We start from the raw sequence: 22,912 nt of genomic DNA, 5'->3' as shown, positions 1-22,912 counted from the left end.
TCCTCGCGCCCCCGGGGCGACCACTCGCGGTTAGGGTGGCGATCATGAGGTTCGGGGTGCTCGGGGCGGTCGCGGCGTGGACCGACCGCGGCGTGCCGGTGCGGGTGCCCGAGGCCAAGGTCCGCGCGCTGCTGGCCGTCCTGCTCACCGACCCCGGCCGCCCGGTCCCGCCGCACCGCCTCCTCGACCACCTCTGGCCCGACCGCCTCCCCGCCCACCCGCTGAACGCCCTGCAGGGCAAGCTCTCCCACCTGCGCCGCGTCCTCGACGCCGCCGAACCCGGCGCCCGCGCCCTGGTGCTCTCCGGCCCCGCCGGCTACCGGATCGACGCCGCCGCCGTGACGCTCGACGCGGCCCGCTTCACCGCCCTCACCACCGAGGCCCGCACCGTCCCCGCCTCGCGCCCCGCCGAGCGGGCCCGGCTGCTGACCGAGGCGCTGGAGCTCTGGCGCGGCCCGGCCTTCGCCGACTTCGCCGACCGGCCGTTCGCCCTCGCCGCGGCGGCCGGGCTCACCGAGGCCCGCCTCACCGCCGAGGAGGAGCTGGCCGAGGCCCGGCTCGACCTCGGCCACCACCGCGAACTCCTCGCCCACCTAGCCGAACTGACCATCCGTCACCCGCTGCGCCAGCGCCTCTGCGCCGCCCGGCTCCGCGCCCTGTACCGCGCCGGACGCCAGGACGAGGCGCTGCACGCCTACACCGAGCTGCGCCGCGCCCTCGCCGAGGAGCTCGGCCTGGACCCCGAGCCGGCCCTGGCCGCCCTCCACCGGCAGATCCTCCGTCGCGACCCCGCACTGCTTCCCCCCGCTCCCGCCCGCACCGACCACCTCCCCGCCCCCGTCGCCGGACTCCTGGGCCGCGATGGCCAGTTGGCACAGATCCGGGAGCTGCTCGGAGCCGGCCGGCTGGTCACCCTGACCGGCCCCGGCGGCATCGGCAAGACCCGGCTGGCACTGGCCGCCGCCCGGGAGGCGGCGCCGGGCCACCGCGACGGCGCCCGGCTGGTCGAGCTCGCCGCCCTGGCGCCCGCCCCGGCCGGCGACAGCGGGGCGGTCGCCGAGGCCGTCCTCGCCGCCCTCGGGGTCGAGGCCGAGCGCACCGACCGGCGCGGCCCCGCCCCGTCCCCCGCCGCCCGGCTCCACGAGGCCCTGCGCGGACGCGAACTCCTGCTCCTGCTCGACAACTGCGAGCACCTGACCCGGGCGGTGGCCGATCTGCTCGGCCCGCTGCTGGCCTCGACCCCCGGGCTGCACGCCCTGCTCACCAGCCAGGAGCCCCTCGACCTGGACGGCGAACTCCCGTACCAGGTACCGCCCCTGCCCGTCCCGGCCGACGACGACCTGGCCGAGGTGGGCGGTTCGGCGGCCGCCCGGCTCTTCCTGCGGCACTCCGGCGCCGCCCTCGACGAGGAGAACGCCGCCGCCGTCGCCCGGCTCTGCCGCCGCCTGGACGGCAATCCACTCGCCCTCGAACTGGCCGCCGCCCGGGCCCGCACGCTCGGGGTGCACGGCCTGCTGGCCCGGCTCGACCACCGCCTCGACCAGCGGCTGGACCTGCTCACCGGCGGCCGTCGCGGCGCCCCGGCCCGGCAGCAGACCCTCCGCGCGGTGATCGGCTGGAGCTGGAGCCTGCTCACCCCGGCCGAGCAGGGCGTCCTGCGCCGCCTCGCGGTCACCGCCGAGGGCTGCACCCCGCAGACCGCCGCCGCCCTCTGCTCCGGCCCCGGCGTACCGGCCTCCGCCGTCCCCGAGCTGCTCGGCCGGCTGGTGGACCGCTCCCTGCTGACCCTCGCCGACCGGGTCGGCGGACCCCGCTACGGGCTCCTGGAATCCGTCCGCGCCTACGCCCTGGAACAGCTGGCCGAGCACGGCGAGCTCACCGCCACCCGCGACCGCCACCTCCAGCACTACACCCGGCTCGCCCTGGTGAACGACCCGTTGCTGCGCGGCCACGACCAGGAACGGGCCCTGGCCCTGCTCGACACCGAGTCCGCCGAGCTCCGCCGCGCGGTCGAACACGCCACCGTCGCCACCGCCACGCCCGCCACCGCCCGACCCGAACCCGCCCGACCCGAACCCGCCCGGACCGCCGCCGCCCACGCCCTGGTCGGCGCCCTCACCTGGTACTGGGTGCTCCGCTGCCGCTACGCCGAGGCCCGCCGCGCCCTCACCGCCGCCCTCGCCCTCGGCGACCACCCCGCCACCGCCGTCCGGCTGGCCGCGATCGCCCTGCTCGAAGGCGGCGCCGAGGCCGACGGCCCGCACCTGCGCGACCTGCTCGCCCGCCACCCGGACACCCCCGAACTCCCCCACCTCACCTGGCTGCTGGGCTGGGCCCAGCTCGGCAACGGCGACGCCGCCGAGAGCGAACACCTCATCACCGCCGCCCTCACCGCCCCCGCCGTCGACCACTGGACCACCGCGGCCGCCCTCAGCGTCCGGGCCCGGCACGCCCTCGGGCGGGGCGAGCTGGCCGCCGCCCGGGCCGACGGCGAGCGGAGCTCCCGGTCGTTCCGCGAACTCGGCGACGCCTGGGGCGAGTTGCAGAACGTCTTCCCGCTCGCCGCGCTGGCCGAGATCGCCGGTGACTACCGCACCGCCACCCGCCTGCACCGGGCCGGCCTCGCCACCGCCGAACGGCTCGGCCTGCGCACCGAGCAGGCCAAGCGCCTCTCCAGCCTCGGCCGGACCGCCCTGCTCACCGGCGACCTCGCCGGGGCCCGGGCCCTGCACGAGCAGGCCCGCCGCCTCTCCGTCGAACAGGGCCACCGCGCGGGCGAGTTGAACGCCGAGGTCGGCCTCGCCCTGGGCGAACGCCGCGGCGGCGACCCGCAGGCCGCCACCACCCGCCTGCACCGCCTCCTCGCCGCGTACGGCGGCCGGGCCGGCTACGGCCCCGTCACCACCCTCCTGCTCGCCGAACTCGGCTTCGCCGCCGAGCAGTCGGGCGATCCGGACACCGCCCGCCGCCACCACCTGGACGGCCTCGCCGTCGCCCGCGCCCTCGGTGACCCCCGTGCCCTCGCCCTCGCCCTCGAAGGCCTGGCCGGCACCGCCGCCGCCACCGGCGACCACCCCACCGCCGCCCGGCTCCTCGGCTGCGCCGCCGCCACCCGCACCGCCGTCGGCGCCCCGCTCCCCCCGGCCGAACGCACCGACGTCGACCGCGTCACCGCCCTCGCCCGCACCGCCCTCGGACCCGCCGCCTTCACCGCCCACCACACCGAGGGCACCCGCCTCCCCCACACCGCCCTGGTGCCCTGAGACAGCCCCTCGGCGAGCCCTCGGAGCGGCACCCCGGCAGGGCCGGTGGGCGCACCTACGCTGGGCCGCAGCGACGGACGAGGAGGCGGCGATGGCGACCGAGGTGCACCTGGCGCAGCAGGCGGAGGCGGACGAGCTGCTGGGGCGCAGCCCGTTGGCGGCCTTGATCGGCATGCTGCTGGACCAACAGGTGCCGCTGGAGAAGGCGTTCGGCGGGCCCCGGGTGATCCTGGACCGGATGGGCGGGGATGACCTGGACGCGCACGCCATCGCCGTGCACGACCCGGAGGGCTTCGTGGCACTGTGCGCGCGGACGCCGGCCGTGCACCGGTACCCGGGGTCGATGGCCAAGCGGACGCAGCAGCTCTGCCAGTACCTGGTGGCCGAGTACGACGGGGACGCGGCGGCGGTCTGGCGGGGCGCCTCGACCGGGGCGGAACTGCTGAAGCGGCTGGAGGCGCTGCCGGGCTACGGGCGGCAGAAGGCGCAGATCTTCCTGACGCTGCTGGGCAAGCAGTACGGGGTGCGGCCGGAGGGCTGGCGGACGGCGGCGGGGGCGTACGGCGAGGAGGGGAGCTTCCGTTCGGTGGCGGACATCACCGGGCCGGACTCGCTGGCACGGGTACGGGCGCACAAGCAGGAGATGAAGGCCGCGGCCAAGGCCGAGAAGGCGGCGAAGGCAGCGAAGGCCGGGATGGTCAGCTGATCCTGCGGTACGGGTAGCGGTCGCGGATGTGCGCGTGGAAGTACCGGCCGAGGCTGGGCGCGGCGAGCAGCCCGCGGTACTCCGCCTCGGGCACGTCCGCGTACTCGTAGACCGAGCCGCTGCGGAACTCCAGCTCCAGCGTCGTGCCCCGGTGGCCGACGGAGGAGAGGCAGCTGGATTCGACGGGTTCGCGTTTCACGGGGTGCTCCTCCTCCCAGTATGAGCGGGGCGACCGGAGCCCGGCGATACTGACGCCATGTCACCCATGACGGACACCGGACGGCGGCTGCTGGCCGATCTGCTGGCGCTCGGCACCCGCTTCCCGCTGGTGCTCGGCGGCGACTGCGCCGCCCTCGCGCACGGCCTGCCGGACCGCCCGGTGCGCACGGTGGAGCTGGCGACCGCGAGCCCGGTGCCGCTGGAGGAGCTGACCGCGCGGACGGCCGCCGAACTGCTGGCCCGCGGCTGGACCGTCCGGGTCCTGGTGGACGACCCGCTGGCCTCGGCGCTGACCGCGGCCGATCCGGGGACGGGCGAGGAGTACGGGGTGGAGCTGCGGAAGGAGAACTTCTGGCAGCCCCCGCACCCGGGCCCGGACGGGCCGGTGCTGGCCCTGGCGGACCTGGCCGGGACGAAGGTCCGCGCACTGGTCGACCGGGGGCTGCCCCGGGACCTGGCGGACCTGTTCGCCCTGGCGGACCAGTGGTCGTACCCGGAGCTGGAGACCCTGGGCCGCCGCCACACGGGTGAACCGGGCCTGGACCCGGCCGAGTTGCAGGCCCGGCTGGCCGAGGCGGGGTGGCGCGAGGAGCGGGACCACGCCCGGACGGGGCTGACCGCCGGGGAGTCAGCCGCCCTGCGCGACTGGGCGCAGGGCTGGCTGGACGACCTCACGGAGCGCCTGATGGAGCATCAGGAACCGCCCGTCGAGGACGACGAGGAAGAGGGCTCCTGAGCCGCCGTCACTCCCGGAACGTCACTTGTAGAACGGCGCGTCGTCCGGCCCGGTGTACTCCGGCCGGTACCAGCGGGCCGGGCGGAGCGAGCCGGCGATCTCGTCGGCGACGCCGAGCACCGAGGCGAAGAGCGCCATCCGGGTCGGGATGCCGGCGTCGGTCTGGCGGAAGACGGCCAGCCGCGGGTCGCGGTTGAGGTCGGCGCTGAGGTCGTTGGAGCCGGGGCGGGAGTCGCGCGGGAGCGGGTGCATGATCACCGCGTCCTCCCGGCAGACCCGGTTCACCAGGGCGCTGTCGATCCGGAAGTCGTCGCTGTAGGGCAGCGGACGGTCCTTGAAGCGCTCGGTCTGCAGGCGGGTGGTGTAGACGAGGTCGGCGTCCTTGAGGCCCAGGGACGGCTGGTCGGTCACCTCGACCCGGTGGCCGCGCTCGGCGGCCAGCTCCAGCAGGTACTCGGGCATGCCCAGCTCCTCCGGGGCCACGCAGACGATGGTCATGTCCTGGTAGCGGGAGAGCAGCTTGACCAGCGAGTGCACGGTGCGGCCGTGCTTGAGGTCACCGACCAGGGCGATCCGGCGGCCGTCCATGGGCTTGCCGAGCCGGTCGAACTCGCGGTGCAGGGCGAACATGTCCAGCAGCGCCTGGGTCGGGTGCTCGCCCGCGCCGTTGCCGGCGTTGATCACCGGGACGTTGGTGGCGGCGGCGAACTCGTGGATCGAGCTGACCTCGGGGTGACGCATCACCACCAGGTCGACGTAGCCGGTCACCACCCGGCTGGTGTCGGCCAGCGACTCGCCCTTGGCGATCGAGGTGACCTCGGTGCCGGTGGTGGAGGTGACCCCGCCGCCCAGGCGCAGGAACGCGGTCTCGCAGCTGAGCCGGGTGCGGGTGGAGGCCTCGAAGAACAGGCTGGCCATCACGGCGCCCTCGAGCACCCGGGTGACCTGCTCGCCGCGGGCCACCGGCACCAGCAGGTCGGCCAGCTGGAAGAGCCGCTCCAGATCCTGCCGCTCGAACTGGTCGCTGGAGAGGATGTGCTTCCCGGTCAGTGACATGGCGGCTGGGTTCTCCCTCTGGCGACGCGCTGGACGGCGCCAGTTTACTGGCCGGGACCCGGGCGGGGGGGGGGGGGGGGGGGGGGGGGGGGGGGGGGGGGGGGGGCCGGGGGGGCGGGCGGCGGGGGGGGGGGCGTGGGGCGGGGGGGGGGGGTGGCGGCGGGCGGGGGCGGGGGGGGGGGGGGGGTGGCCGGGGGGGGGGCCGGCGGGGGGGGGGGCGGGGGGGGGCCCCCCCCCCCCCGGCGCCGCAGGTCAAGGCCGTGCGTACTCGACGGTGAGCAGCGCCCGGCCGAGCGCGTGGTGGGTGAGGTGGAAGCCCACCACGGCGGCCGGGGTGTCCGGGGTCAGGTCGAGCTCTGCCACGTCCAGCGCGTGCACCGCGAAGACGTACCGGTGGGCCGGGCCGGGCGGCGGGGCGGCACCGTCGTAGCGGTGGCCGGGGAAGTCGTTGCGGACGTGGAACGCCCCGCCCGGCAGGGTCCCGTCCGAGGCGCCAGCCCCGGCCGGGAGCCCGGTGGCGGAGGCCGGGAGGTTGACGGCCAGCCAGTGCCACCAGCCGCTGGCGGTCGGCGCGTCCGGGTCGTAGCAGGTCACCGCGTAGCTCAGCGTCCCCTCCGGGGCGCCGGACCAGGCCAGCTGCGGCGAGGTGTTCCCGGCCCCGTACACCTGGGCGTCCGGCATGGTGCCGCCCTCGGTGAGATCGGCGCTGGTGAGCTCGAACGACGGGACCGGGGGCAGGAATTCGTACGGCAGCGGCGGGCGCGGGCTCATCGCGGAACCTTCCTCGACTTCGGCGGCGGGGGTCACCACGCAGCCTATGACCTCTAGAGTTCTGGGCATGGCAGCCGAACAGACTCCCGCTCCCGACTACGGCCGGATGGTCGCCGAGGCCCGACGGGCGTTCTACGTGATGTTCGGGGTGCTCTGCCTGGTGTGGGCGCTGCACCTGGTGAACTGGCTGACGGACTACCAGCTGAGCGTCGACGGCGGCATCCGGGCCCGTGAGCCCGGCTCGCTGCCGGACCTGGTCTCCGCGCCCTTCCTGCACGTCAACTGGGCGCACCTGGAAGGCAACTCGGGGCCGCTCTTCATCTTCGGCTTCCTCGCCGCCTACCGGGGCGTCAAGCGCTTCCTCGGGCTGACCGCGCTGCTCGCCGTCACCAGCGGGGCGGCGATCTGGCTGTTCTCCCCGGAGCGGTCGCTCACCATCGGCGCCAGCGGGCTGGTCTTCGGGTACTTCGGCTACGTGGTGCTGCGCGGCCTGATCGACCGGAACCTGATCGACAGTCTGATCGGCGTGGTGATGGGTGCCTCCTTCGCCTACATCCTCACCACTGCCGTGCCCGGCACGCCCGGCATCAGCTGGCAGGGCCACCTGGGCGGGCTGCTCGGCGGGCTGGCCGGCGCGTGGATCTTCCGCGAGCGCCGCCCGAAGGCCTCCACCGCCCCGGCGAGCGCCCCCGTCCCGGCCCAGTCCGCCCGCCCCGGGAGCGCCCCCGCCGAGGGTTCCGCGGCCCTGACCGAGCGCCAGAAGCTGCTCAAGGAGCTGGACGACCTGGGGCTGTAGACCCGACGTGCCACCGCTGGAGGTATAGACCATTCAACGCCCCCCCGGTTAGCGTGGTCGCATCCGCCCGCACCACCCGTCCGGAGCCGCCCCGTGGACTCGTCCGTCCTCGCCTTCGCCACCGACCTGCTCGACGAGGGGCCCGAGACCTTCTTCGGCAACCTCACCGACCGCGCCGGGGTCGGCGGCGTCACCCTCGCCTCGGTCTACCACGAGGCCCGCGACGTCTTCCCGCACAACCCGCACCGGGTGGTCCGCTACCTGGAGCCGGGCGCCGCCTACTTCCGCCCCGACCCGGCCCGCTGGGCCGGCCGCCGGCTCACCCCGCTGCCCTCCACCGCGATCGGCGACCGCGACCCGTTCGCCGAGGCCGCCGAGGAGGCGGGCCGGCGCGGGCTCAAGCTGCACGCCTGGACGGTCTTCTGCCACAACGACCGGCTCGGCTTCCGCCACCCCGAGGTCTCGCCCGAGAACGCCTTCGGCGACCGCCACCTGACCGAGCTCTGCCCGGCCAACCCCGAGGTCCGCGAGTACGCCACCACCCTGGTCGGCGAGTTCGCCCGCTACGGCGTCGACGCGATCCGCGCCGAGTCGCTGCACTTCCACGGCCTGCGCCACGGCTACCACCACGAGCGCTACTTCGAGCAGCTCGGCCCGGTCACCGAGGCCCTGCTCGGCCTCTGCTTCTGCGAGCACTGCCGGGCCGCCTTCGGCCCGGACGCGGAGACCGTCCGGGCCGCCGTCCGCACCGAGGTCCGGGCCCGCCTGGCCGACGAGGACCGGGCCGCCGAGCCGGCCCCGCTGGACGGACTGGCCGACGGCGCGGTGGCCGCCTACGTGGACGCCTCCGCCCGCACCGTCACCTCGCTGGCCACCGAGGTCGCCGAGGCGGCCGCCGCCGACGGCATGCGGCTCAGCTTCATGGACGGCGGCGGCCCCGGCACCGGCTGGCTCTCCGGCATCGACCTGCCCGCCCTGGCCAAGGGCGTCCACCAGGTCGAGACCCTCGGCTACGCCCGCACCCCCGAGGCCGTCCGCGACAAGGTCGCCGCCTTCGCGGTGCACGGCGTCCGCCCCGAGGAGATGGCCGTCATCCTCCGCCCGATGACCGAGGACTGCGACGGCCCCGCCAACCTGGCCGCCAAGATCGCCGTCCTGCGCGAACTCGGCGTCCCGGAGGTCGAGTTCTACAACTACGGCCTGATGCGCCTGAGCTCCATGGACCGCATCGGCCAGGCCCTGCACGGCTGACCCGGGCCCACCGCCCCCCGGGAGGCCCCGCGAACGGATCGTCAGGACAACCATCCCAAAAAGGGGCGTTTCCTATGTATTCCCTATGAATCACCGAACGCGGGCCGGGTCGCGCTTGCTGTGCCCCGGGGCGGCGTGACGGTAGGCTTTCCGTGTGATCTTCAAGCGCATCGGCAACGCACGGCCGTACCCGGATCACGGCCGGACCAGCACCCGCCAGTGGGCGGACGTCGCGCCGCGCCCGGTGCGGCTGGACCAGCTGGTCACCACCAAGGGCCAGCTGGACCTCGAGACGCTCCTGGCCGAGGACTCCACCTTCTACGGGGACCTCTTCGCCCACGTGGTGAAGTGGCGCGGCGACCTCTACCTGGAGGACGGCCTGCACCGCGCGGTCCGGGCCGCACTCCAGCAGCGCCAGGTGCTGCACGCCCGTGTCCTCGAGATGGACTGACCTCCCGTCACCCTCGCGTGGGACCCGCTGCCGTCGTCCGTTCGGGCGCCGGTACATCCTTTCGAGTGCCCGCGTACTCCAGATGATGATCATTTAGTACCTCCGGGCCGGGAGTGGCACTAATCTGCTGATTACGGCCGCAGACTCCGGCGATCCGCCCCGTCGGCCGTACCCGCCGACGACCCTTGCCCTGGCACGAGGGGGAGACCGACCCGTGAGCATGTTGACTCCCCAGGGACTGAAGGGGAAGCAGTACCGGATCACCGGTAACTCCTACCCCCGCCTTGGACGCCCGCCGAAGAAGAGCCGCAAGATCCTGGCCGCGGTCGGCGCACTGCTGGCCCTCTCGCTGATCGCCCTCGGCGGCGTGCAGCTGGTGGACATCTTCTCCGGCAAGAAGGGCGGCACCGCCCAGGCCTGCGCCTCGCCCGGCGCCTCCGTCTCCGGCAAACCGCTGGCCGCCCCCGAACCGGCCGGCAGCCCGGCCGCCTCCCCCGCCGCCGGCGCCACCTCCACGGCCGTCCCGCAGCCGAACGCCGTGACGGTGAACGTCTACAACGCCACCGCCAAGTCCGGCCTGGCCGCGCGCACCGCCGAGGAGTTCAAGAAGCGCGGCTTCACCATCGGCAAGGTCGGCAACGCCCCCGCCAACGTGGAGAAGCTGCCCACCACCACCGTCCAGGTGATCAGCGGCCCCGGCGGCCTCGGCGGCGCCACCCTGCTGGCCTCCCAGGTCGGCGGCGCCACCAAGTCGGCCGACACCCGGGTGGACGGCTCGGTGGACGTGGTGGTCGGCGACGCCTTCACCGCGCTGCTCGACCCGAACCAGGCCGCCGCCGCGCTGGCCGAGGCCACCAAGCCCTCGCCGACCCCCAGCCCGCTGCCCGGCAGCTGCTGACCGGCGACCGCTGAACCGGCGACCGCTGACCGCACGTCAGAAGGGCCCCATCCCCGCGCGGGGGTGGGGCCCTTCTCGTGCTCCCGTGCCTCAGCCGGCGGTGCCGTACAGGCGGTCGCCCGCGTCGCCCAGGCCCGGCACGATGTAGCCGTTCTCGTTCAGCCGCTCGTCCACCGCCGCGGTCACCACGGTGACCGGCAGACCGGCGAGCTCACGCTCCATCACCTCGACGCCCTCCGGCGCCGCCAGCAGCACCACGGCGGTGACGTCGGTGGCGCCCCGCTCGATCAGCATCCGGATCGCCGCGACCAGCGTGCCGCCGGTGGCCAGCATCGGGTCCAGCACGTACACCTGACGGCCCGAGAGGTCGTCCGGCATCCGGGTGGCGTAGGTGGAGGCCTCCAGGGTCTCCTCGTTCCGCACCATGCCGAGGAAGCCGACCTCGGCGGTCGGCAGCAGCCGGGTCATCCCGTCCAGCATGCCGAGACCGGCGCGCAGGATCGGCACCACCAGCGGGCGCGGGTAGCTGAGCCTGGTCCCGGTGGTGACGGCGACCGGGGTGGTGATCTCCACCTCGTCGGTCCGGACGTCCCGGGTGGCCTCGTAGGCGAGCAGGGTGACCAGCTCGTCGGTGAGCCGACGGAAGGTCGGCGAGTCGGTGCGCTCGTCACGCAGGGTGGAGAGCTTGTGGGCCACCAAGGGGTGGTCGACGACATGGAGACGCATGTTCCGACCATAACGGGCATCGGCACACCCGTACGACCAGCCGGGCCGCACCCCTCCCCACCTGCGGGCTTCGCCCTCCCCTCCGACGACCCACCGCGACCGCTCCCCGAAGCCGCGTACCAGCTGTGGTATTTACCGGACACATCTGGGAAAGTCGGACCTTATGAAGAGCAGCACCCCGGCACCCGGGCCTCGCTCGACAGAGGAGCCCGAGGTCCCGCACGAGACCGAAGCCGAACGCCGCCGCAGGCGCGCGGTCTTCCTACGCGAGCTGGCCGAGGCCCGCGAGCTCCGCGCCAGGGTCCAGCCACGGCGCACCAAGGAGCGCAGGATGCGCGAAGCCCTCCGGATGCGAACCTTCCGAATCTGACGGTGCGCCGGTCATTCCGACACGACCTGCGAAGACGCGCTGCCGAACACTCCCCGCAGCGCCGGGCTTTCTGTCACGATGCCGGAGGGACGGTCCGAACAGCGGGCCACCCCGGCGCGGGGGCGGCCAGGCCGCGCCCGTCCGAGATCGCCGACAGCCGAGACCAATCTTGGGAGAGTCCCTGGTGGCGTACTTCGCTGCAGTGCTTGCTCGCACCTCCGGCGGGTGGGACGTGAGCGAGACAGAACTGGACGACGTCGAGACCCTGACCGACCTGGCCGACCTGGCCCGGGAGGCCGCCCAGGACGACGACAGCGTCCTGATCTTCATCGAGCAGGAGGACGCCTGGTTCGCCGTCCTCCGGGTGGACGGCGAGGACGATCCGCGGATCTTCGTCTCGGACGGCGCCGCCGCCGCCCGCAGCTCCTACGGTTCGATCCTCACCGACGAACTCCTCGACCGCGGCGCCGACGACTTCGACGAGCTCGACCGCCTGGTCGACCTCGACGAGGACGCCGAGGCGGACGACGACTCCTCGGACGAGGACGAGTCCACCGCCACCGGCCAGGACGGCGTCCCAATCGGCCCGCTCGGCGACGCCGAACTCCTCGCCGAGTTCGGCCTGGCCGCCGACGGCCTGCGCGAACTCAGCGGCGAGGGCGCCCTGCCCGGCGACGCACTCGGCGAGATCGCCGAGGCGATCGGCTGCGGCGAGGTCCTGGAGGCGGTCCGCTGAGGGCCTGAGGGCACCGTGCCCGACACTGGTCCCATGCAGATCGCCCCACTCCCGGCCCCCGTACGCCCCGACCCGGTGCGCGACCGCTGGACGGACGCGATGCGCCTCGCCATCGACGAGGCCGCACTCGCCACCGCCACCGGCGACGTACCGGTCGGGGCGCTCGTGCTCGGCCCCGACGGCACCGTCCTCGGCCGCGGCCACAACGAACGCGAGGCCGTCGGCGACCCCACCGCCCACGCCGAGGTGGTCGCCATCCGGCAGGCCGCCGCCGCCCTCGGCGAGTGGCGCCTCAGCGGCTGCACCCTCGTCGTCACCCTCGAACCCTGCACCATGTGCGCCGGCGCCATCGTCCTCTCCCGCCTCGACCGCGTCGTCTACGGCGCCCTCGACGACAAGGCCGGCGCCGCCGGCTCCCTCTTCGACCTCATCCGCGACCGCCGCCTCAACCACCGCCCCGAGGTCATCCCCGGCGTCCTCGCCACCACCTGCGCCGACCAGCTCCGCACCTGGTTCGACACCCACCGCTGAACGGATTTCGTCCCAGCCCACCCCGTCCGGTAGAGTCTCGTCTCGGTAGCGTGTCCGAGCGGCCAAAGGAGCACGCCTCGAAAGCGTGTGTGGGGGCAACTTCACCGTGGGTTCGAATCCCACCGCTACCGCCACAAGCCCGAAGGGCCCCGATCCACCGGATCGGGGCCCTTCGGCATTTCCTGCGCCGCAGCCAGCCCCGGCAGCAGGACCGGGGCCAGCGAGCGCCCGACGGCTTCCGCGACCGGCGGCGGGAACGCATTGCCGATCTGGCGGTAGCGGGAGGTCTTGTTGCCCGCAAAGGTCCAGTCTTCGGGGAAGCCCTGCAGCAGGGCCACCTGAGCCGTCGTCAGCCGGACCGGCAGAGGATCTCCCGGCCGGGGGACCTGGTCGGCGAGACTCGAACCGTTGATCCCGAGCCTGGCCCAGGCGTTCCGGGCCCCCGAGGGCCCCAGATCCGGCCCGCCGTGCTTGCGCGACCCGCCGCAGACAGTGGGACCCACCTGGTCGGCGATGCCGGCCCAGGCGGCGGCCTGCTCCCAGCCGCCCGCTGCCATCGACTCGCGGAGGACTTGGCCGACCGTGACGCGGCCGTGCGCGAGGGACGCCTCCGGCCAGCGGAACCACTGGTGGAGCGACTCGAGGAGGGCTATCAGCACCGCTCTGGGGCGAAGCTGGGGAACGCCGAAGTCACAGGCGTTCAACAGCCGCCAGCCCGCTTCGTACCCCAGCTCGCGGAGGCGCGCAGCCATACCGGACCGGTAGGCATCGAACTTGGGGGAGAGCAGCCCTTTGACGTTCTCGATCATGATGGCCCTCGGCCGCAGGATGCCCGCGAGGTCCAGAACGCTCGGGAACAGGTCGCGCGGATCCGCCGGGCCGAGCTGACGCCCCGCCAGCGAGAAGGGCGGGCACGGCACTCCGCCCGCCAACAGGTCGAGGCGCGGACCAGCCACCCCCTCCCCCTTGTACTCGCGCAGATCGCACTGGAGGACGGGCCAGCTGGGCCTGTTGGCCCGCAAGGTCTCGCAGGCGTCCGCGTCCAGCTCGACCAGGCCCACATGTCTGAAGCCTGCCCGCTCAAGGCCTATCGCCTGGCCGCCAGCGCCCGCGCAGATCTCCAGCACCGCGGGCCTCAGGGCCTCGGCAGCCACGGACTGGGCGTCACGACTCTCCTGCATGGGAGCAGGTTGCCGCAGCTTGCCGCGGCAAGGAAAGGCAGCCTACGGTATAACCACCCGGAGGAGTGATGGGCTCTTCCGCCTGGCCAAGGACCGGTGAGCTCCCTGAACGACGCCATGGACTGGCGCAACGAATCCCTCGGAACCCGGGTGCGCGTCGCACTGTGGCTGAGGGAGCAGGGCGTCGGTACGACCTTCAGGAAGAAGGACATCCGCGCGGCCATCACCGGCACCGAGCAGGTGGACCGCCGGATGCGCGACCTCCGGCCCGCGGGCTGGGTCATCAGGACCTGCCGCGACAAGCCGGACCTCGCCCCCGACGAGCTGTACCTGGAGACGATCGGCCACCCCGTCTGGGAGGCGGAGCACCGGGCGGCCGGGCTTCGCCGGATCAGCGCGAAGACACGCCGCCTCGTCCTGGAGCGGGACGGCTCCCGCTGCCGGCGCTGCGGCATCGGAGCCGGGGAGCCGTACCCCGAGGCCCCGTCGGTGCACGCCAGGATGACCATGGGTCACGTGGTGGGGCATGGTTCGGGCGGCCTCTCCTCCCCGGAGAACCTGGTCACCGAATGCGCCCGGTGCAACGAGGCCGTTCAGGAGTTCACCGGCCCGCAGCTCGGGGGCGGTGACGTGTGGCACCGGATCACCTCGCTCCCGCTCCGCAGCAAGCAGGACCTACTGGCCTGGATGGTCCACGACGCCCGGACGGCCAGCGAGGGCGAACGGGTCTGGGGGCTCTACCGGCAGCTCCCCGCCGCCCAGCGGGAGGACCTCAAGGGGCGCTTGTACGACCTGCTCCGCCCGTCCGAGGAGATCCCGGACCAGGACTGACGGCGGCTCGTCGCAGCGCGATGGCGTCTGCGATGAGGACCGCGCACTCGGCCGCCGGCTCGTGCTCCCAGAACCGCAGCACCGTCCAACCTGCCTCGGCCAGCCGGCTGTCGGTGTCCCGGTCTCGGGCAATGTTCCGGGCGACCTTGTCGGACCAGTAACCGGGGTTGGTCTTCGGTGGAACGTAGTGCTCGGGGCAGCCGTGCCAGTAGCAGCCGTCGACGAAGACCGCGATCTTCACCGGCCGGAACACGATGTCCGCGGTCCGGCGGAGGTCGGGCAGCGGACGGGCGCAGACCCGGTAGCGGAGGCCGGCCGCGTGCAGGAGGGAGCGGATGGCGTGCTCCGGTCCGGTGTCCCGGCTCCGGATCGCCTGCATGTTCTTCCGGTTGGCCGCCGATGACGCCCACGAACCCTCGGGCGGCGTCCAGCCGTCGCTCCCCATGTACCGCTCCCCGCACCCAGAACCGATCGGTCAGGGCCAAGTATGGAGCGGCGGGCGGACACACCGCCCGGGCATGCAAGAGGCCCCGCACTCGGGGCTTTGACCACCGTGGCCCGGGGTGAGTGCGAGGCCTGTTGAGGGGGCAGCCGTCCCGGGGGGACGGACGGCTGCCCCGGGCGGAGGTCCCACAACCGGGGTCGTGTCGGGGGGAAGCCACGACGCCCGGTCCCACAGCGGGGAGCTCCGGTCCTCGTACCGGGGATTCCTGCCAGATCCCTCGGTACGTGTTCCATCCTGCTGGACGGGGTGGGGAGGGGCGAGCGGAGAAGGGCCCGTTCTGGGGGGACCTTCGTCCCGGGGGGTGAACGGGGTGCTGACCTGATGGGCCGTCCGGTCGATAAGCTGCTCGGGGTGGTGGGCCAGGTGGGCTAGCGGGAGGCGGCGAGCAGGGTGGCGCAGGCGAAGAAGATCGGGATGTGGATGCTGCTGATCTTCGTGATCTACACGGTGATCACCTCTCCGACCCGGGCCGCCGAGCTGGTGCAGTCGGGGTTCGTGGGGATCTCGGACGCGGCGAAGGCGGTCGGGACGTTCATGACGGGGCTGGTCAGCTAGCGGACGGGGAGGGCGGTGCCGGGCGGGCGGGGGCTACGGTGGGCGCGCACAGCACACACCCTCGACCCGCTGGGAGCGGCATCGTGATTCGGCATCTGGTCCTGTTCAGGCTCAACGACGGCGTCACCAAGGACGACGAGCGCGCGGTGGCCGGCGCCAAGGCGTTCGACGAGCTCGGCGGGCTGATCCCGGAGCTGCGCGAGTGGGAGTGCGGCTGGAACACCACGGAGCGGGACATCGCGTACGACTATGCGATCAACAGCCTGGTGGAGGACCGCGACGCGCTGGCCGCGTACCTGGGCCACCCGGCCCATCAGGCGGCCGCCGGGCAGTGGCGTGAGTTCGCCACCTGGGTGATCGCGGACATCGAGGTCTGAGGCCGGCCGACGGACAGGTCGTACCCCAAGTACCCTTCGGCCCCCTGGCGTTCACCGCGCCGGGGGGCCGTTCCGTACCCCGGCAGCTCTCCTGACTATCCGCCAACACGCCTACGACGGGTGCTTGCTCACGATGTGCACGACTTGTGATGCTATGACCGTTTTTGCCGGACCTGGCGAGCAACGGGCAGCGGACCACGACCGGTGGTCCGGGACACAGGGCGTGGGAGGGGTGGCGTGGCCGTGCGGACGCAGGACAGTCAGGACAGCAGTGCGCCGGAGGCCGGCGAGGTGCGGCCCCCCGAGGCGGTGGGCGAGCCGGCGCCGGAGGTGCGTGCGGGCGGCACCGCCCGCGGGCAGGTGGACGTCCGGACGCTGACCAGGGTGCTGTTCGAGCGGCTGGCGGAGCTGCCGCCGGGGGCCCCGGAGCGGGACCGGGTGCGGGCGGCGCTGATCGAGGCGAACATCCCGCTGGTGCGGTACGCGGCGACCCGCTTCCGCAGCCGGAACGAGCCGATGGAGGACATCGTCCAGGTCGGCACCATCGGCCTGATCAACGCGATCGACCGGTTCGACCCGACCCGGGGCGTGCAGTTCCCGACGTACGCGCTGCCGACCATCCTGGGCGAGATCAAGCGGTACTTCCGGGACAACGTCCGGACCATGCACGTGCCGCGCCGGCTGCAGGAGCTCTGGGTCCAGGTCAGCGGCGCGATGGAGGAGCTGACGGTCACTCACGGGCGCTCGCCCAAGGTGCCGGAGATCGCGGCCAACCTGCGGATCCCGGAGGAGGACGTCCGGGCCTGCCTGGCGGCCGGGCGGGCGTACAACGCGGCCTCGCTGGAGGCGGCGCAGGAGCACGAGGGCGGGCTGGCCCTGCTGGACCGGCTGGGCTACGAGGACTCGGCGCTGGCCGACGTGGAGCACCGGGACATGGTGCGCCACCTGCTGGTGCAACTGCCCGAGCGGGAGCGGCGGATCATCATGCTCCGGTTCTTCGCGAACCTGACGCAGTCCCAGATCAGCACCGAGCTCGGTATGTCGCAGATGCACGTGTCCCGACTACTGTCCAGAATCCTGACCCGTCTGCGGACCGGGAACTCCTGGGAGGAGTGACGCCGCGACGGGTAGCCGTGCGTCACTGCGGCGTGACATCTTGCGACGTTCGGGTTTGCCGGGGCGCCTGGGCCGGTATGGAGCTGGAGGGGTAGTCCGAAGCCGGGAACTGTCGCTGGGTAGTGCCCGTTGTACAGTCGGTCACGAGGGGGTGGAGCATGTCCGCAGAGTTGGGCAGCGCGGAGGGCCACGGTACGGCCGCCACGCTCGCGTCCGTGGCGGTGCCGGGGCCGGTACCCGAGCCGCTGGTGGTCGTGGTGGAGATCCCCTCGCAGGCGACGGCCGAGCGGTCGACGGCGGAGCGGCCGGCAGCCGAGGGGGCCGCCCCCGCGGGCACCGCGCAGGGGCGCCCCGCCCCGGAGAAGGGCCTGGACACCCGGACGCTCTCGCGCTCGCTGTTCGCCCGGCTGGCCGGGCTGGAGCCGGGCAGCGAGGAGCACACCTACGTCCGCGACACCCTGATCGAGCTGAACCTGCCGCTGGTCCGGTACGCCTCCGCCCGCTTCCGCAGCCGGAACGAGCCGATGGAGGACATCGTCCAGGTCGGCACGATCGGCCTGATCAAGGCGATCGACCGCTTCGACCCGGAGCGCGGGGTGGAGTTCCCCACCTTCGCGATGCCGACCGTGGTCGGCGAGATCAAGCGCTTCTTCCGGGACACCAGCTGGTCGGTCCGGGTGCCGCGGCGGCTCCAGGAGCTGCGGCTGGCCCTCACCAAGGCCGGGGACGAGCTCTCCCAGAAGCTGGACCGCTCCCCCACCGTGGCCGAGCTCGCGGTCTTCCTCGGCGTCAGCGAGGAGGACGTGGTCGAGGGCCTCGCGGTGGGGAACGCGTACACCGCCTCCTCGCTGGACTCCACGCCCGGCGAGGAGGACGGCGACGGTCCGCTGGCCGACCGGCTCGGCTACGAGGACCTGGCGCTGGAGGGCGTCGAGTACCGCGAGTCGCTCAAGCCGCTGCTGGCCAAGCTGCCGCCGCGCGAGCGCCGGATCATCATGCTCCGGTTCTTCGGCGGTCTGACGCAGTCCCAGATCGGCGAGGAGATCGGCATCTCGCAGATGCACGTCTCCCGGCTGCTCACCAAGACCCTGAGCCAGTTGCGGAACGGGCTGACCGGCGAGTAGCGGGCCTACGGCTCCAGCAGGTTGGCGCGCAGGCCGGCCAGGACGGCGTCGTCCAGGCCGAGGCCGTCGCGCCAGAAGTGGTCGAAGGACTCCCAGCCCGCGTCCACCTCGGCGAAGGCGGCGTCCAGGAACTCGCGCTCGGCCCGGAGCACCGGGAGCAGCAGCGAGGGGTCCTCCATCAGGCCCGAGGTGCCGAAGCTCTCCATCAGGTGGTCCACCACGCGGGCGGAGCGGTCGTTGGTGAGCAGGTAGTCCTCGTAGACGGTCCCGCGGTCCACGCCGAGCGCGGTGAGGGCCAGGGCGGCCACCCAGCCGGTCCGGTCCTTGCCGGCCGAGCAGTGGAAGAGCACCGGCGGGCCGTCCGGCGCGGCCAGCAGCCGCAGCACCTCGGCGAAGCGCTCGCGGGCCTCGGGGGCGGTGACGAACCAGCGGTAGAGGCCGGTCATGATGCCGGCCGCCCGGCCGTTGCCGAGCAGCTCGCGCTGGCGGGCCGGGTCGCGGTCGGCGAGGGCGTCGCGCAGGGCCACGTAGACGTCGAAGTCGGCGGCGAAGACCGGCAGGTGGTGGAGCGTCAGCCCGCCCTCCACGGTGAGGGCGGCGGCGGTGCCCTCGGCCCGCTCCAGCTCGGCCAGGCCGGCCACCGGCAGGCCGGGTATGCGGTCCGCCCCGGCCTCCCGGACCTCGCCGAAGCTGCGCAGGTCGACCACCCGGCGGACTCCGGCGGCGATCAGCGCCGCGCCGTCCTCCTCGGTCAGCCGGTGCAGCGCGTCGGCGCGCAGCGCCACGCCGTGGCGCACCAGCGAGCCGTCGGCGGTGCGGTAGCCGCCCAGGTCACGGGCGTTGGAGGCACCGGCCAGCCCGAGGCTGCGGGCTTGCTCGACGGACTGGGTCACGGGGGCCTCCGGGGCAGGGTGGAACAGGCGTACGGATCGTCCGCGCCAGTCTAGGCGGGCGGATCCGCACCCCGGAGGGCGTCCCGGCGGGCGGGACGGTGCGTAGCGGCACGCCGTCCGGCGCGCCGCTACGCGGAGGTCACTTGACGGCCAGCCAGATGACGGCACCCAGGACCGCCAGGCCGAGCACGGCGAGACCGACGATCAGGCCGGTGCGGCTGCTGCCGCCGGTGCTGCCGTAGGTGGTCACCGAACCGGGGGCCTGCGGGGCCGGGGCCTCGTCGACGAAGGCCCGGAACATCTGGGTGCTGCCGGCGGGGTCGTAGTCGTTGTCAGCCATGCCACGGACTCTAGCCAACCCCGCAGGTCGAGGGACACCCCGGACCCCCTCGTTCGTGGTGGCCGATGGCAGCACTGCTACGGACGTACGACGGCCCTGTGAAGACGTGTGGAGAACCGGCGCGGGCCGGTGGACGGTGCGGTTGGATCGCCCCATGACCGACATCCTCAGTGACGCTCGGCACCGGGTGACCCTCGGCGCCTCGGACCTCTCCGTCTCCCGCCTGGCCCTGGGCGGCAACGTGTTCGGCTGGACCGCCGACCGCGACGCCTCCTTCGCCGTGCTGGACGCCTACGCCGCGGCGGGCGGCAACTTCGTGGACACCGCCGACGTCTACTCGGCCTGGGTGCCGGGGAACACCGGCGGCGAGTCCGAGACGATCGTCGGCGAGTGGCTGCGCAGCCGGGGCGGCCGGGACGCGGTGGTGGTCGCCACCAAGGTCGGCGCCCACCCCGAGGCGGGCGGCCTCTCGGCGGCCAACGTGCGCTCCGCCACCGAGGCCTCGCTGCGCCGGCTCGGCCTGGACCACGTCGACCTGCTCTACACCCACCGGGACGACCTCGGGACCCCGGTGGCGGAGATCGTCGGCGTGCTGGACGAGCTGGTCCGGGAGGGCAAGGTCCGGGCGGTGGCCGCCTCCAACATCGGCGCGGACCGGCTGGCCGAGTCGCTGGCGCACTCCGCCGCGGAGGGCCTGGCGGCCTACGTCGCGGTGCAGCCGCACTACAGCCTGGTCTCGCGCGGCACCTACGAGGGCGACCTGGCGGAGGTGGCGGCCGCGCACGGGCTGGCCGCCGTGCCGTACTACGCGCTGGCCTCGGGCTTCCTGACGGGCAAGTACCGGCCGGGCGGCCCGGAGGTGGACAGCGCCCGCGCGGTCGGCGCCTCGCGCTACCTGACGGAGGGCCGGGGCCTGGCGGTCCTGGAGGCACTGGACCGGATCGCGGACGCCCGCGGGGCCGCCCTGGCGAGCGTGGCGCTGGCCTGGGTGGCGGCCCAGCCGACCGTCGCGGCGCCGATCGCCTCCGCCCGGACGGTGCAGCAGCTGCCGGCCCTGCTGGAGGGCGTGCGGCTGGAGCTGACGGCGGAGGAGCTGGCGCTGCTGGACACCGCCTCGGCGGGCTGACGGACCACCGCGCGGGCCCGGGGCGGCCGGTGCCCCGGGCCCGCGCGGCGCCGCCGGGCTACGGGCGGCCGAGGTGGGTCGGGAAGTAGCCCTGGCTGAGGGTGGAGATCCTGATCCGGGTGCCGGGGCGGGCGGCCTCCAGGAACGTGTTGTCACCCAGGTAGATGCCGACGTGGTGGATGCCGGAGGCCCGGCCGCTGTCGGACCAGAACAGCAGGTCCCCGCGCCGGAGTTGGCCGGCGGTGACGGGGGTGGTGGCGGCGTACTGGTCGTCGGCCACCCGGGGCAGGGAGACGCCGGCCCGGCGGTAGGCCTGCTGGACGAGGCCCGAACAGTCGTAGCCGGAGGGGCCGTTGCCGCCCCAGATGTAGGGCTTGCCGAGCTGGGCGGTCGCGTAGGAGATCGCGGCCTCGACCGAGGAGGAGCCCGGCCGGGAGGGCTGCGGGGCCGGAGGCTGCGGCTGGGGCTGCGGCTGCTGGGAGCCGCCGCCGGTGCGGGAGTTGTAGACCGAGAGGTGGCTGGTCCAGCGCCACTCACCGGCGGCGTTCTTGAACCAGTACCGGGATCCGTCCCAACCCTGCTTGATGCCACCGGAGTTGGTGGGCCCACCGGAGGAAGATCCGGTGCGGGACTGGTAGACGGAGAGGTGACTGGTGTAGCGCCACTCGCCCGAGGCGTTCTTGAACCAGTACTTGGATCCGTCCCAACCCTGGCTCCCTGCAGCGGCGTTGGCGTTCGCCGCCCCGAGGCCGAGGCCGACGGTGCCGGCACCGGCCAGCACCGTGGTGGCCACGCAGGTGGCGCGCACCGCCCGGTGTATTCGTCCCGGCTCGGCCTCCTCCCGGGCGGCGAGGACACCGCGCCGGGCCTCCTCGCGACACGGCGGGCAACCGCACGGGTCCTGACCCGTGGGCGCGTCGGAGAAGTCGATCAGGTCGGGGTCGGTGGCTATCCTCACGCGGGCTTTCCTTCCTTGCGCCCGGCCCTGGCGGCCGGGGACGGCACGGCGGCGGCCACCCCGGCGGGGGCCACGAAGGCGACCAGCAGCTGCTCCATCAGCGCGCTGCGGGCTGCCTCGTCCAACTCGTGGGCGGTGGCCCGCTCCAGGCGCCGGACGGCGAGCGCGGCGGCCTCCACCGCGTCGTCCACCAGGACGGTGCGCAGGCCCGCGTCCAGGTCCGCGAGGCGGCGCCGGCGCATCGACTCGGCCACCTCGGGCGCGTAGTCCAGCGAGAGCGGCTGCACCGAGTAGGCCTCGATCCCGGCCGGGGCGACCTCGGCGGCCAGCGCCCGGGTGAGCTCGTCGGCGAACCAGTGGCCGTCCCGCAGGGCGGGCCCCGGCACGGAGTTGGAGTCGCAGGGCAGGGCACTGGCGGTCCGGGTGAGCACCGCGTGCACCTGCTCGCGCAGGTAGGCCTCGTGCTCGGCGATGGCCAGGGTGGCCCGGGCGGTGTCCCGCACCCGCCAGACGATCAGCAGCCGGACCACGATCGGGGTCCCGGTGCGGTCGGTGACGTGCACCGGCTCGCTGCGCCAGTGCCGCAGCCGGACGTCCACCCGGCGGCGGCGCAGCAGCGGGTTGACCCAGAGCAGGCCGGTGCGGCGCACCGTGCCCCGGTACCGGCCCCAGCGGGTCAGCACCCGGGTCTCACCGCCCGCGTTGACCAGCAGCCCGGCCAGCACGACCAGCACCGCCAGACCGGAGGCCGCCACGGCCGCCACCGAACGGACCGTCACCTCGGCACCGCCGCTCGCCTTCGCGGCCTCGCCGCGCAGGTCGGGCAGCACGTCCGGGTGCGGCAGCACCCCGGCCCGGGCCAGCACCAGCAGCACCCCGGCCACCCCGGCCAGCAGCACCAGCAGGGCCAGCCAACCGGGCAGCGAACGGGCCTGGTGCTCCCGGAGGCCGGGGTCGGTCCTGGGCGGGCGGCGGCCGCCCCGGGCCTCGGTGACGACGGGGCCTTCGACGGTCGGCGCGTCGGCGGCCGCCGACGGCAGCGTGTCCGGCGTGGCGGCCTGCGGCGCGTCCGGCGTGGCGGGCTCACCCTCGACGGGCAGCGGGTGCACCTTGATCAGCGGACGGGCGACCGCGCCGGCCACCGCGCGGCTGAGCGGCGTGGCGCCGCCGCCACCGGGCAGTTCCGGGCGTTCCGGCAGGGCCGGGGGCCATACCTCGGGGCGCGGGGAGGGTTCGCGGGTGACGTCCATGCACGGGTTCCTTGGTGGTCGGTGTGTCGCGCAACGGGCGGCCCGGAACTGACGGGCGGTGCCAGGTTCAGGCTAGGTTGATAAGTCATCAAATGCGACATTTACGGCGCGGCGTGTCGAGCATATCTGACGGCGCGTCGGGCGAC

The 22,912-nt window shown here is 74.2% G+C and carries 25 protein-coding genes and 1 tRNA gene; 16 read left to right on the top strand and 10 right to left on the bottom strand.

Annotation, left to right across the window (positions count from 1 at the left end; all coding sequences use genetic code 11):
• The first annotated feature begins 44 nt into the window (after nucleotides 1–44).
• Together ACIA8O_RS11500 and ACIA8O_RS11495 are read left to right on the top strand one after the other, a co-directional pair.
• On the top strand, nucleotides 45–3,263 hold the full coding sequence (locus tag ACIA8O_RS11500) for a BTAD domain-containing putative transcriptional regulator (protein WP_396293444.1): 3,219 nt from the start codon (nucleotides 45–47) through the stop codon (nucleotides 3,261–3,263).
• 91 nt (nucleotides 3,264–3,354) lie between these two features.
• Nucleotides 3,355–3,969, top strand: a complete 615-nt coding sequence (locus ACIA8O_RS11495; RefSeq protein ID WP_396293443.1) for an HhH-GPD-type base excision DNA repair protein — start codon at nucleotides 3,355–3,357, stop codon at nucleotides 3,967–3,969.
• Here ACIA8O_RS11495 and ACIA8O_RS11490 read toward each other — a convergent pair.
• Complete coding sequence (locus ACIA8O_RS11490; RefSeq protein ID WP_396293442.1) at nucleotides 3,962–4,168, bottom strand: KTSC domain-containing protein; 207 nt, start codon at nucleotides 4,166–4,168, stop codon at nucleotides 3,962–3,964. The two genes, ACIA8O_RS11495 and ACIA8O_RS11490, sit on opposite strands and share 8 nt — an antisense overlap.
• Before the next feature lie 57 nt (nucleotides 4,169–4,225).
• Here ACIA8O_RS11490 and ACIA8O_RS11485 point away from each other — a divergent pair, with 57 nt between their 5' ends.
• Entirely contained in the window at nucleotides 4,226–4,924 is a 699-nt protein-coding gene (locus tag ACIA8O_RS11485; RefSeq protein ID WP_396293441.1) for a nucleotidyl transferase AbiEii/AbiGii toxin family protein, read from the top strand.
• Nucleotides 4,925–4,945: 21 nt separating this feature from the next.
• Here the strand turns inward: ACIA8O_RS11485 and pyrB are convergent, their stop codons facing one another.
• Together pyrB and ACIA8O_RS11475 are read right to left on the bottom strand one after the other, a co-directional pair.
• Nucleotides 4,946–5,980: an aspartate carbamoyltransferase gene (gene pyrB, locus ACIA8O_RS11480; RefSeq protein WP_396293440.1), complete on the bottom strand. Its 1,035-nt coding sequence runs from the start codon at nucleotides 5,978–5,980 to the stop codon at nucleotides 4,946–4,948.
• A gap of 252 nt (nucleotides 5,981–6,232) precedes the next feature.
• Nucleotides 6,233–6,751 (bottom strand): YbhB/YbcL family Raf kinase inhibitor-like protein, encoded by a 519-nt coding sequence (locus tag ACIA8O_RS11475; RefSeq protein WP_396293439.1) that lies wholly within the window; start codon nucleotides 6,749–6,751, stop codon nucleotides 6,233–6,235.
• Nucleotides 6,752–6,818: 67 nt separating this feature from the next.
• Here ACIA8O_RS11475 and ACIA8O_RS11470 point away from each other — a divergent pair, with 67 nt between their 5' ends.
• The 4 genes from ACIA8O_RS11470 to ACIA8O_RS11455 all read left to right on the top strand — a co-directional run bounded on the left by ACIA8O_RS11470 (nucleotide 6,819) and on the right by ACIA8O_RS11455 (nucleotide 10,147).
• Nucleotides 6,819–7,547 (top strand): rhomboid family intramembrane serine protease, encoded by a 729-nt coding sequence (locus ACIA8O_RS11470; RefSeq protein ID WP_396293438.1) that lies wholly within the window; start codon nucleotides 6,819–6,821, stop codon nucleotides 7,545–7,547.
• A gap of 93 nt (nucleotides 7,548–7,640) precedes the next feature.
• A complete protein-coding gene (locus ACIA8O_RS11465) occupies nucleotides 7,641–8,798 on the top strand; it encodes a hypothetical protein (protein ID WP_396293437.1) in 1,158 nt (385 codons plus the stop codon).
• Between the two features lie 154 nt (nucleotides 8,799–8,952).
• Nucleotides 8,953–9,249, top strand: a complete 297-nt coding sequence (locus ACIA8O_RS11460) for a type II toxin-antitoxin system VapB family antitoxin (RefSeq protein ID WP_104817069.1) — start codon at nucleotides 8,953–8,955, stop codon at nucleotides 9,247–9,249.
• 220 nt (nucleotides 9,250–9,469) lie between these two features.
• Nucleotides 9,470–10,147: a LytR C-terminal domain-containing protein gene (locus ACIA8O_RS11455; RefSeq protein ID WP_396293604.1), complete on the top strand. Its 678-nt coding sequence runs from the start codon at nucleotides 9,470–9,472 to the stop codon at nucleotides 10,145–10,147.
• A 90-nt stretch (nucleotides 10,148–10,237) separates the two neighbouring features.
• On the opposite strand, the gene upp is transcribed toward ACIA8O_RS11455, so the two are convergent.
• Nucleotides 10,238–10,873, bottom strand: coding sequence for a uracil phosphoribosyltransferase (gene upp, locus ACIA8O_RS11450; protein WP_345287119.1), 636 nt, complete (start codon nucleotides 10,871–10,873; stop codon nucleotides 10,238–10,240).
• Nucleotides 10,874–11,427: 554 nt separating this feature from the next.
• Between upp and ACIA8O_RS11445 the strand changes: the two genes are divergently transcribed.
• The 3 genes from ACIA8O_RS11445 to ACIA8O_RS11435 all read left to right on the top strand — a co-directional run bounded on the left by ACIA8O_RS11445 (nucleotide 11,428) and on the right by ACIA8O_RS11435 (nucleotide 12,644).
• Nucleotides 11,428–11,979 carry a hypothetical protein gene (locus ACIA8O_RS11445; RefSeq protein WP_396293436.1) on the top strand — a complete coding sequence of 184 codons (552 nt, stop codon included), beginning with the start codon at nucleotides 11,428–11,430 and terminating at the stop codon, nucleotides 11,977–11,979.
• A gap of 33 nt (nucleotides 11,980–12,012) precedes the next feature.
• Nucleotides 12,013–12,510, top strand: a complete 498-nt coding sequence (gene tadA, locus ACIA8O_RS11440) for a tRNA adenosine(34) deaminase TadA (RefSeq protein ID WP_396293435.1) — start codon at nucleotides 12,013–12,015, stop codon at nucleotides 12,508–12,510.
• Nucleotides 12,511–12,554: 44 nt separating this feature from the next.
• A tRNA-Ser gene (locus ACIA8O_RS11435) sits at nucleotides 12,555–12,644 on the top strand.
• Here the strand turns inward: ACIA8O_RS11435 and ACIA8O_RS11430 are convergent.
• The gene (locus tag ACIA8O_RS11430; protein WP_396293434.1) at nucleotides 12,636–13,691 is read right to left on the bottom strand and encodes a DNA cytosine methyltransferase; all 1,056 of its coding nucleotides are present in this window, start codon (nucleotides 13,689–13,691) and stop codon (nucleotides 12,636–12,638) included. The genes ACIA8O_RS11435 and ACIA8O_RS11430 overlap by 9 nt on opposite strands.
• 96 nt (nucleotides 13,692–13,787) lie before the next feature.
• Here ACIA8O_RS11430 and ACIA8O_RS11425 point away from each other — a divergent pair, with 96 nt between their 5' ends.
• Nucleotides 13,788–14,522: an HNH endonuclease gene (locus ACIA8O_RS11425; protein ID WP_396293433.1), complete on the top strand. Its 735-nt coding sequence runs from the start codon at nucleotides 13,788–13,790 to the stop codon at nucleotides 14,520–14,522.
• Here ACIA8O_RS11425 and ACIA8O_RS11420 read toward each other — a convergent pair.
• A complete protein-coding gene (locus ACIA8O_RS11420) occupies nucleotides 14,464–14,901 on the bottom strand; it encodes a very short patch repair endonuclease (RefSeq protein WP_396293603.1) in 438 nt (145 codons plus the stop codon). The two genes, ACIA8O_RS11425 and ACIA8O_RS11420, sit on opposite strands and share 59 nt — an antisense overlap.
• A gap of 516 nt (nucleotides 14,902–15,417) precedes the next feature.
• Here ACIA8O_RS11420 and ACIA8O_RS11415 point away from each other — a divergent pair.
• The 4 genes from ACIA8O_RS11415 to ACIA8O_RS11400 all read left to right on the top strand — a co-directional run bounded on the left by ACIA8O_RS11415 (nucleotide 15,418) and on the right by ACIA8O_RS11400 (nucleotide 18,199).
• Nucleotides 15,418–15,582, top strand: a complete 165-nt coding sequence (locus ACIA8O_RS11415; RefSeq protein ID WP_396293432.1) for a hypothetical protein — start codon at nucleotides 15,418–15,420, stop codon at nucleotides 15,580–15,582.
• An 83-nt stretch (nucleotides 15,583–15,665) separates the two neighbouring features.
• Entirely contained in the window at nucleotides 15,666–15,959 is a 294-nt protein-coding gene (locus ACIA8O_RS11410; RefSeq protein WP_396293431.1) for a Dabb family protein, read from the top strand.
• A gap of 309 nt (nucleotides 15,960–16,268) precedes the next feature.
• On the top strand, nucleotides 16,269–17,075 hold the full coding sequence (locus tag ACIA8O_RS11405) for an RNA polymerase sigma factor SigF (protein ID WP_396293602.1): 807 nt from the start codon (nucleotides 16,269–16,271) through the stop codon (nucleotides 17,073–17,075).
• 158 nt (nucleotides 17,076–17,233) lie between these two features.
• The gene (locus ACIA8O_RS11400) at nucleotides 17,234–18,199 is read left to right on the top strand and encodes an RNA polymerase sigma factor SigF (protein ID WP_396293430.1); all 966 of its coding nucleotides are present in this window, start codon (nucleotides 17,234–17,236) and stop codon (nucleotides 18,197–18,199) included.
• Between the two features lie 5 nt (nucleotides 18,200–18,204).
• On the opposite strand, the gene ACIA8O_RS11395 is transcribed toward ACIA8O_RS11400, so the two are convergent.
• Together ACIA8O_RS11395 and ACIA8O_RS11390 are read right to left on the bottom strand one after the other, a co-directional pair.
• Nucleotides 18,205–19,092: a tyrosine-protein phosphatase gene (locus ACIA8O_RS11395; protein WP_396293429.1), complete on the bottom strand. Its 888-nt coding sequence runs from the start codon at nucleotides 19,090–19,092 to the stop codon at nucleotides 18,205–18,207.
• Nucleotides 19,093–19,231: 139 nt separating this feature from the next.
• Nucleotides 19,232–19,432, bottom strand: a complete 201-nt coding sequence (locus tag ACIA8O_RS11390) for a hypothetical protein (RefSeq protein WP_396293428.1) — start codon at nucleotides 19,430–19,432, stop codon at nucleotides 19,232–19,234.
• 154 nt (nucleotides 19,433–19,586) lie between these two features.
• On the opposite strand from ACIA8O_RS11390, the gene ACIA8O_RS11385 reads away from it, so the two are divergent.
• On the top strand, nucleotides 19,587–20,558 hold the full coding sequence (locus ACIA8O_RS11385; protein ID WP_396293427.1) for an aldo/keto reductase: 972 nt from the start codon (nucleotides 19,587–19,589) through the stop codon (nucleotides 20,556–20,558).
• Nucleotides 20,559–20,616: 58 nt separating this feature from the next.
• Here ACIA8O_RS11385 and ACIA8O_RS11380 read toward each other — a convergent pair whose 3' ends face one another.
• Both ACIA8O_RS11380 and ACIA8O_RS11375 read right to left on the bottom strand, forming a co-directional pair.
• Nucleotides 20,617–21,516, bottom strand: a complete 900-nt coding sequence (locus ACIA8O_RS11380) for a C40 family peptidase (RefSeq protein ID WP_396293426.1) — start codon at nucleotides 21,514–21,516, stop codon at nucleotides 20,617–20,619.
• Nucleotides 21,513–22,766, bottom strand: coding sequence for an SPFH domain-containing protein (locus ACIA8O_RS11375; protein WP_396293425.1), 1,254 nt, complete (start codon nucleotides 22,764–22,766; stop codon nucleotides 21,513–21,515). Before ACIA8O_RS11375 ends, ACIA8O_RS11380 begins: the two co-directional genes overlap by 4 nt.
• Nucleotides 22,767–22,912 lie beyond the last annotated feature (146 nt).

The organism is Kitasatospora sp. NPDC051853 (genome assembly GCF_044452665.1).
Lineage (GTDB): Bacteria > Actinomycetota > Actinomycetes > Streptomycetales > Streptomycetaceae > Kitasatospora.
This window is presented reverse-complemented; position numbering and strand designations above follow the sequence as displayed.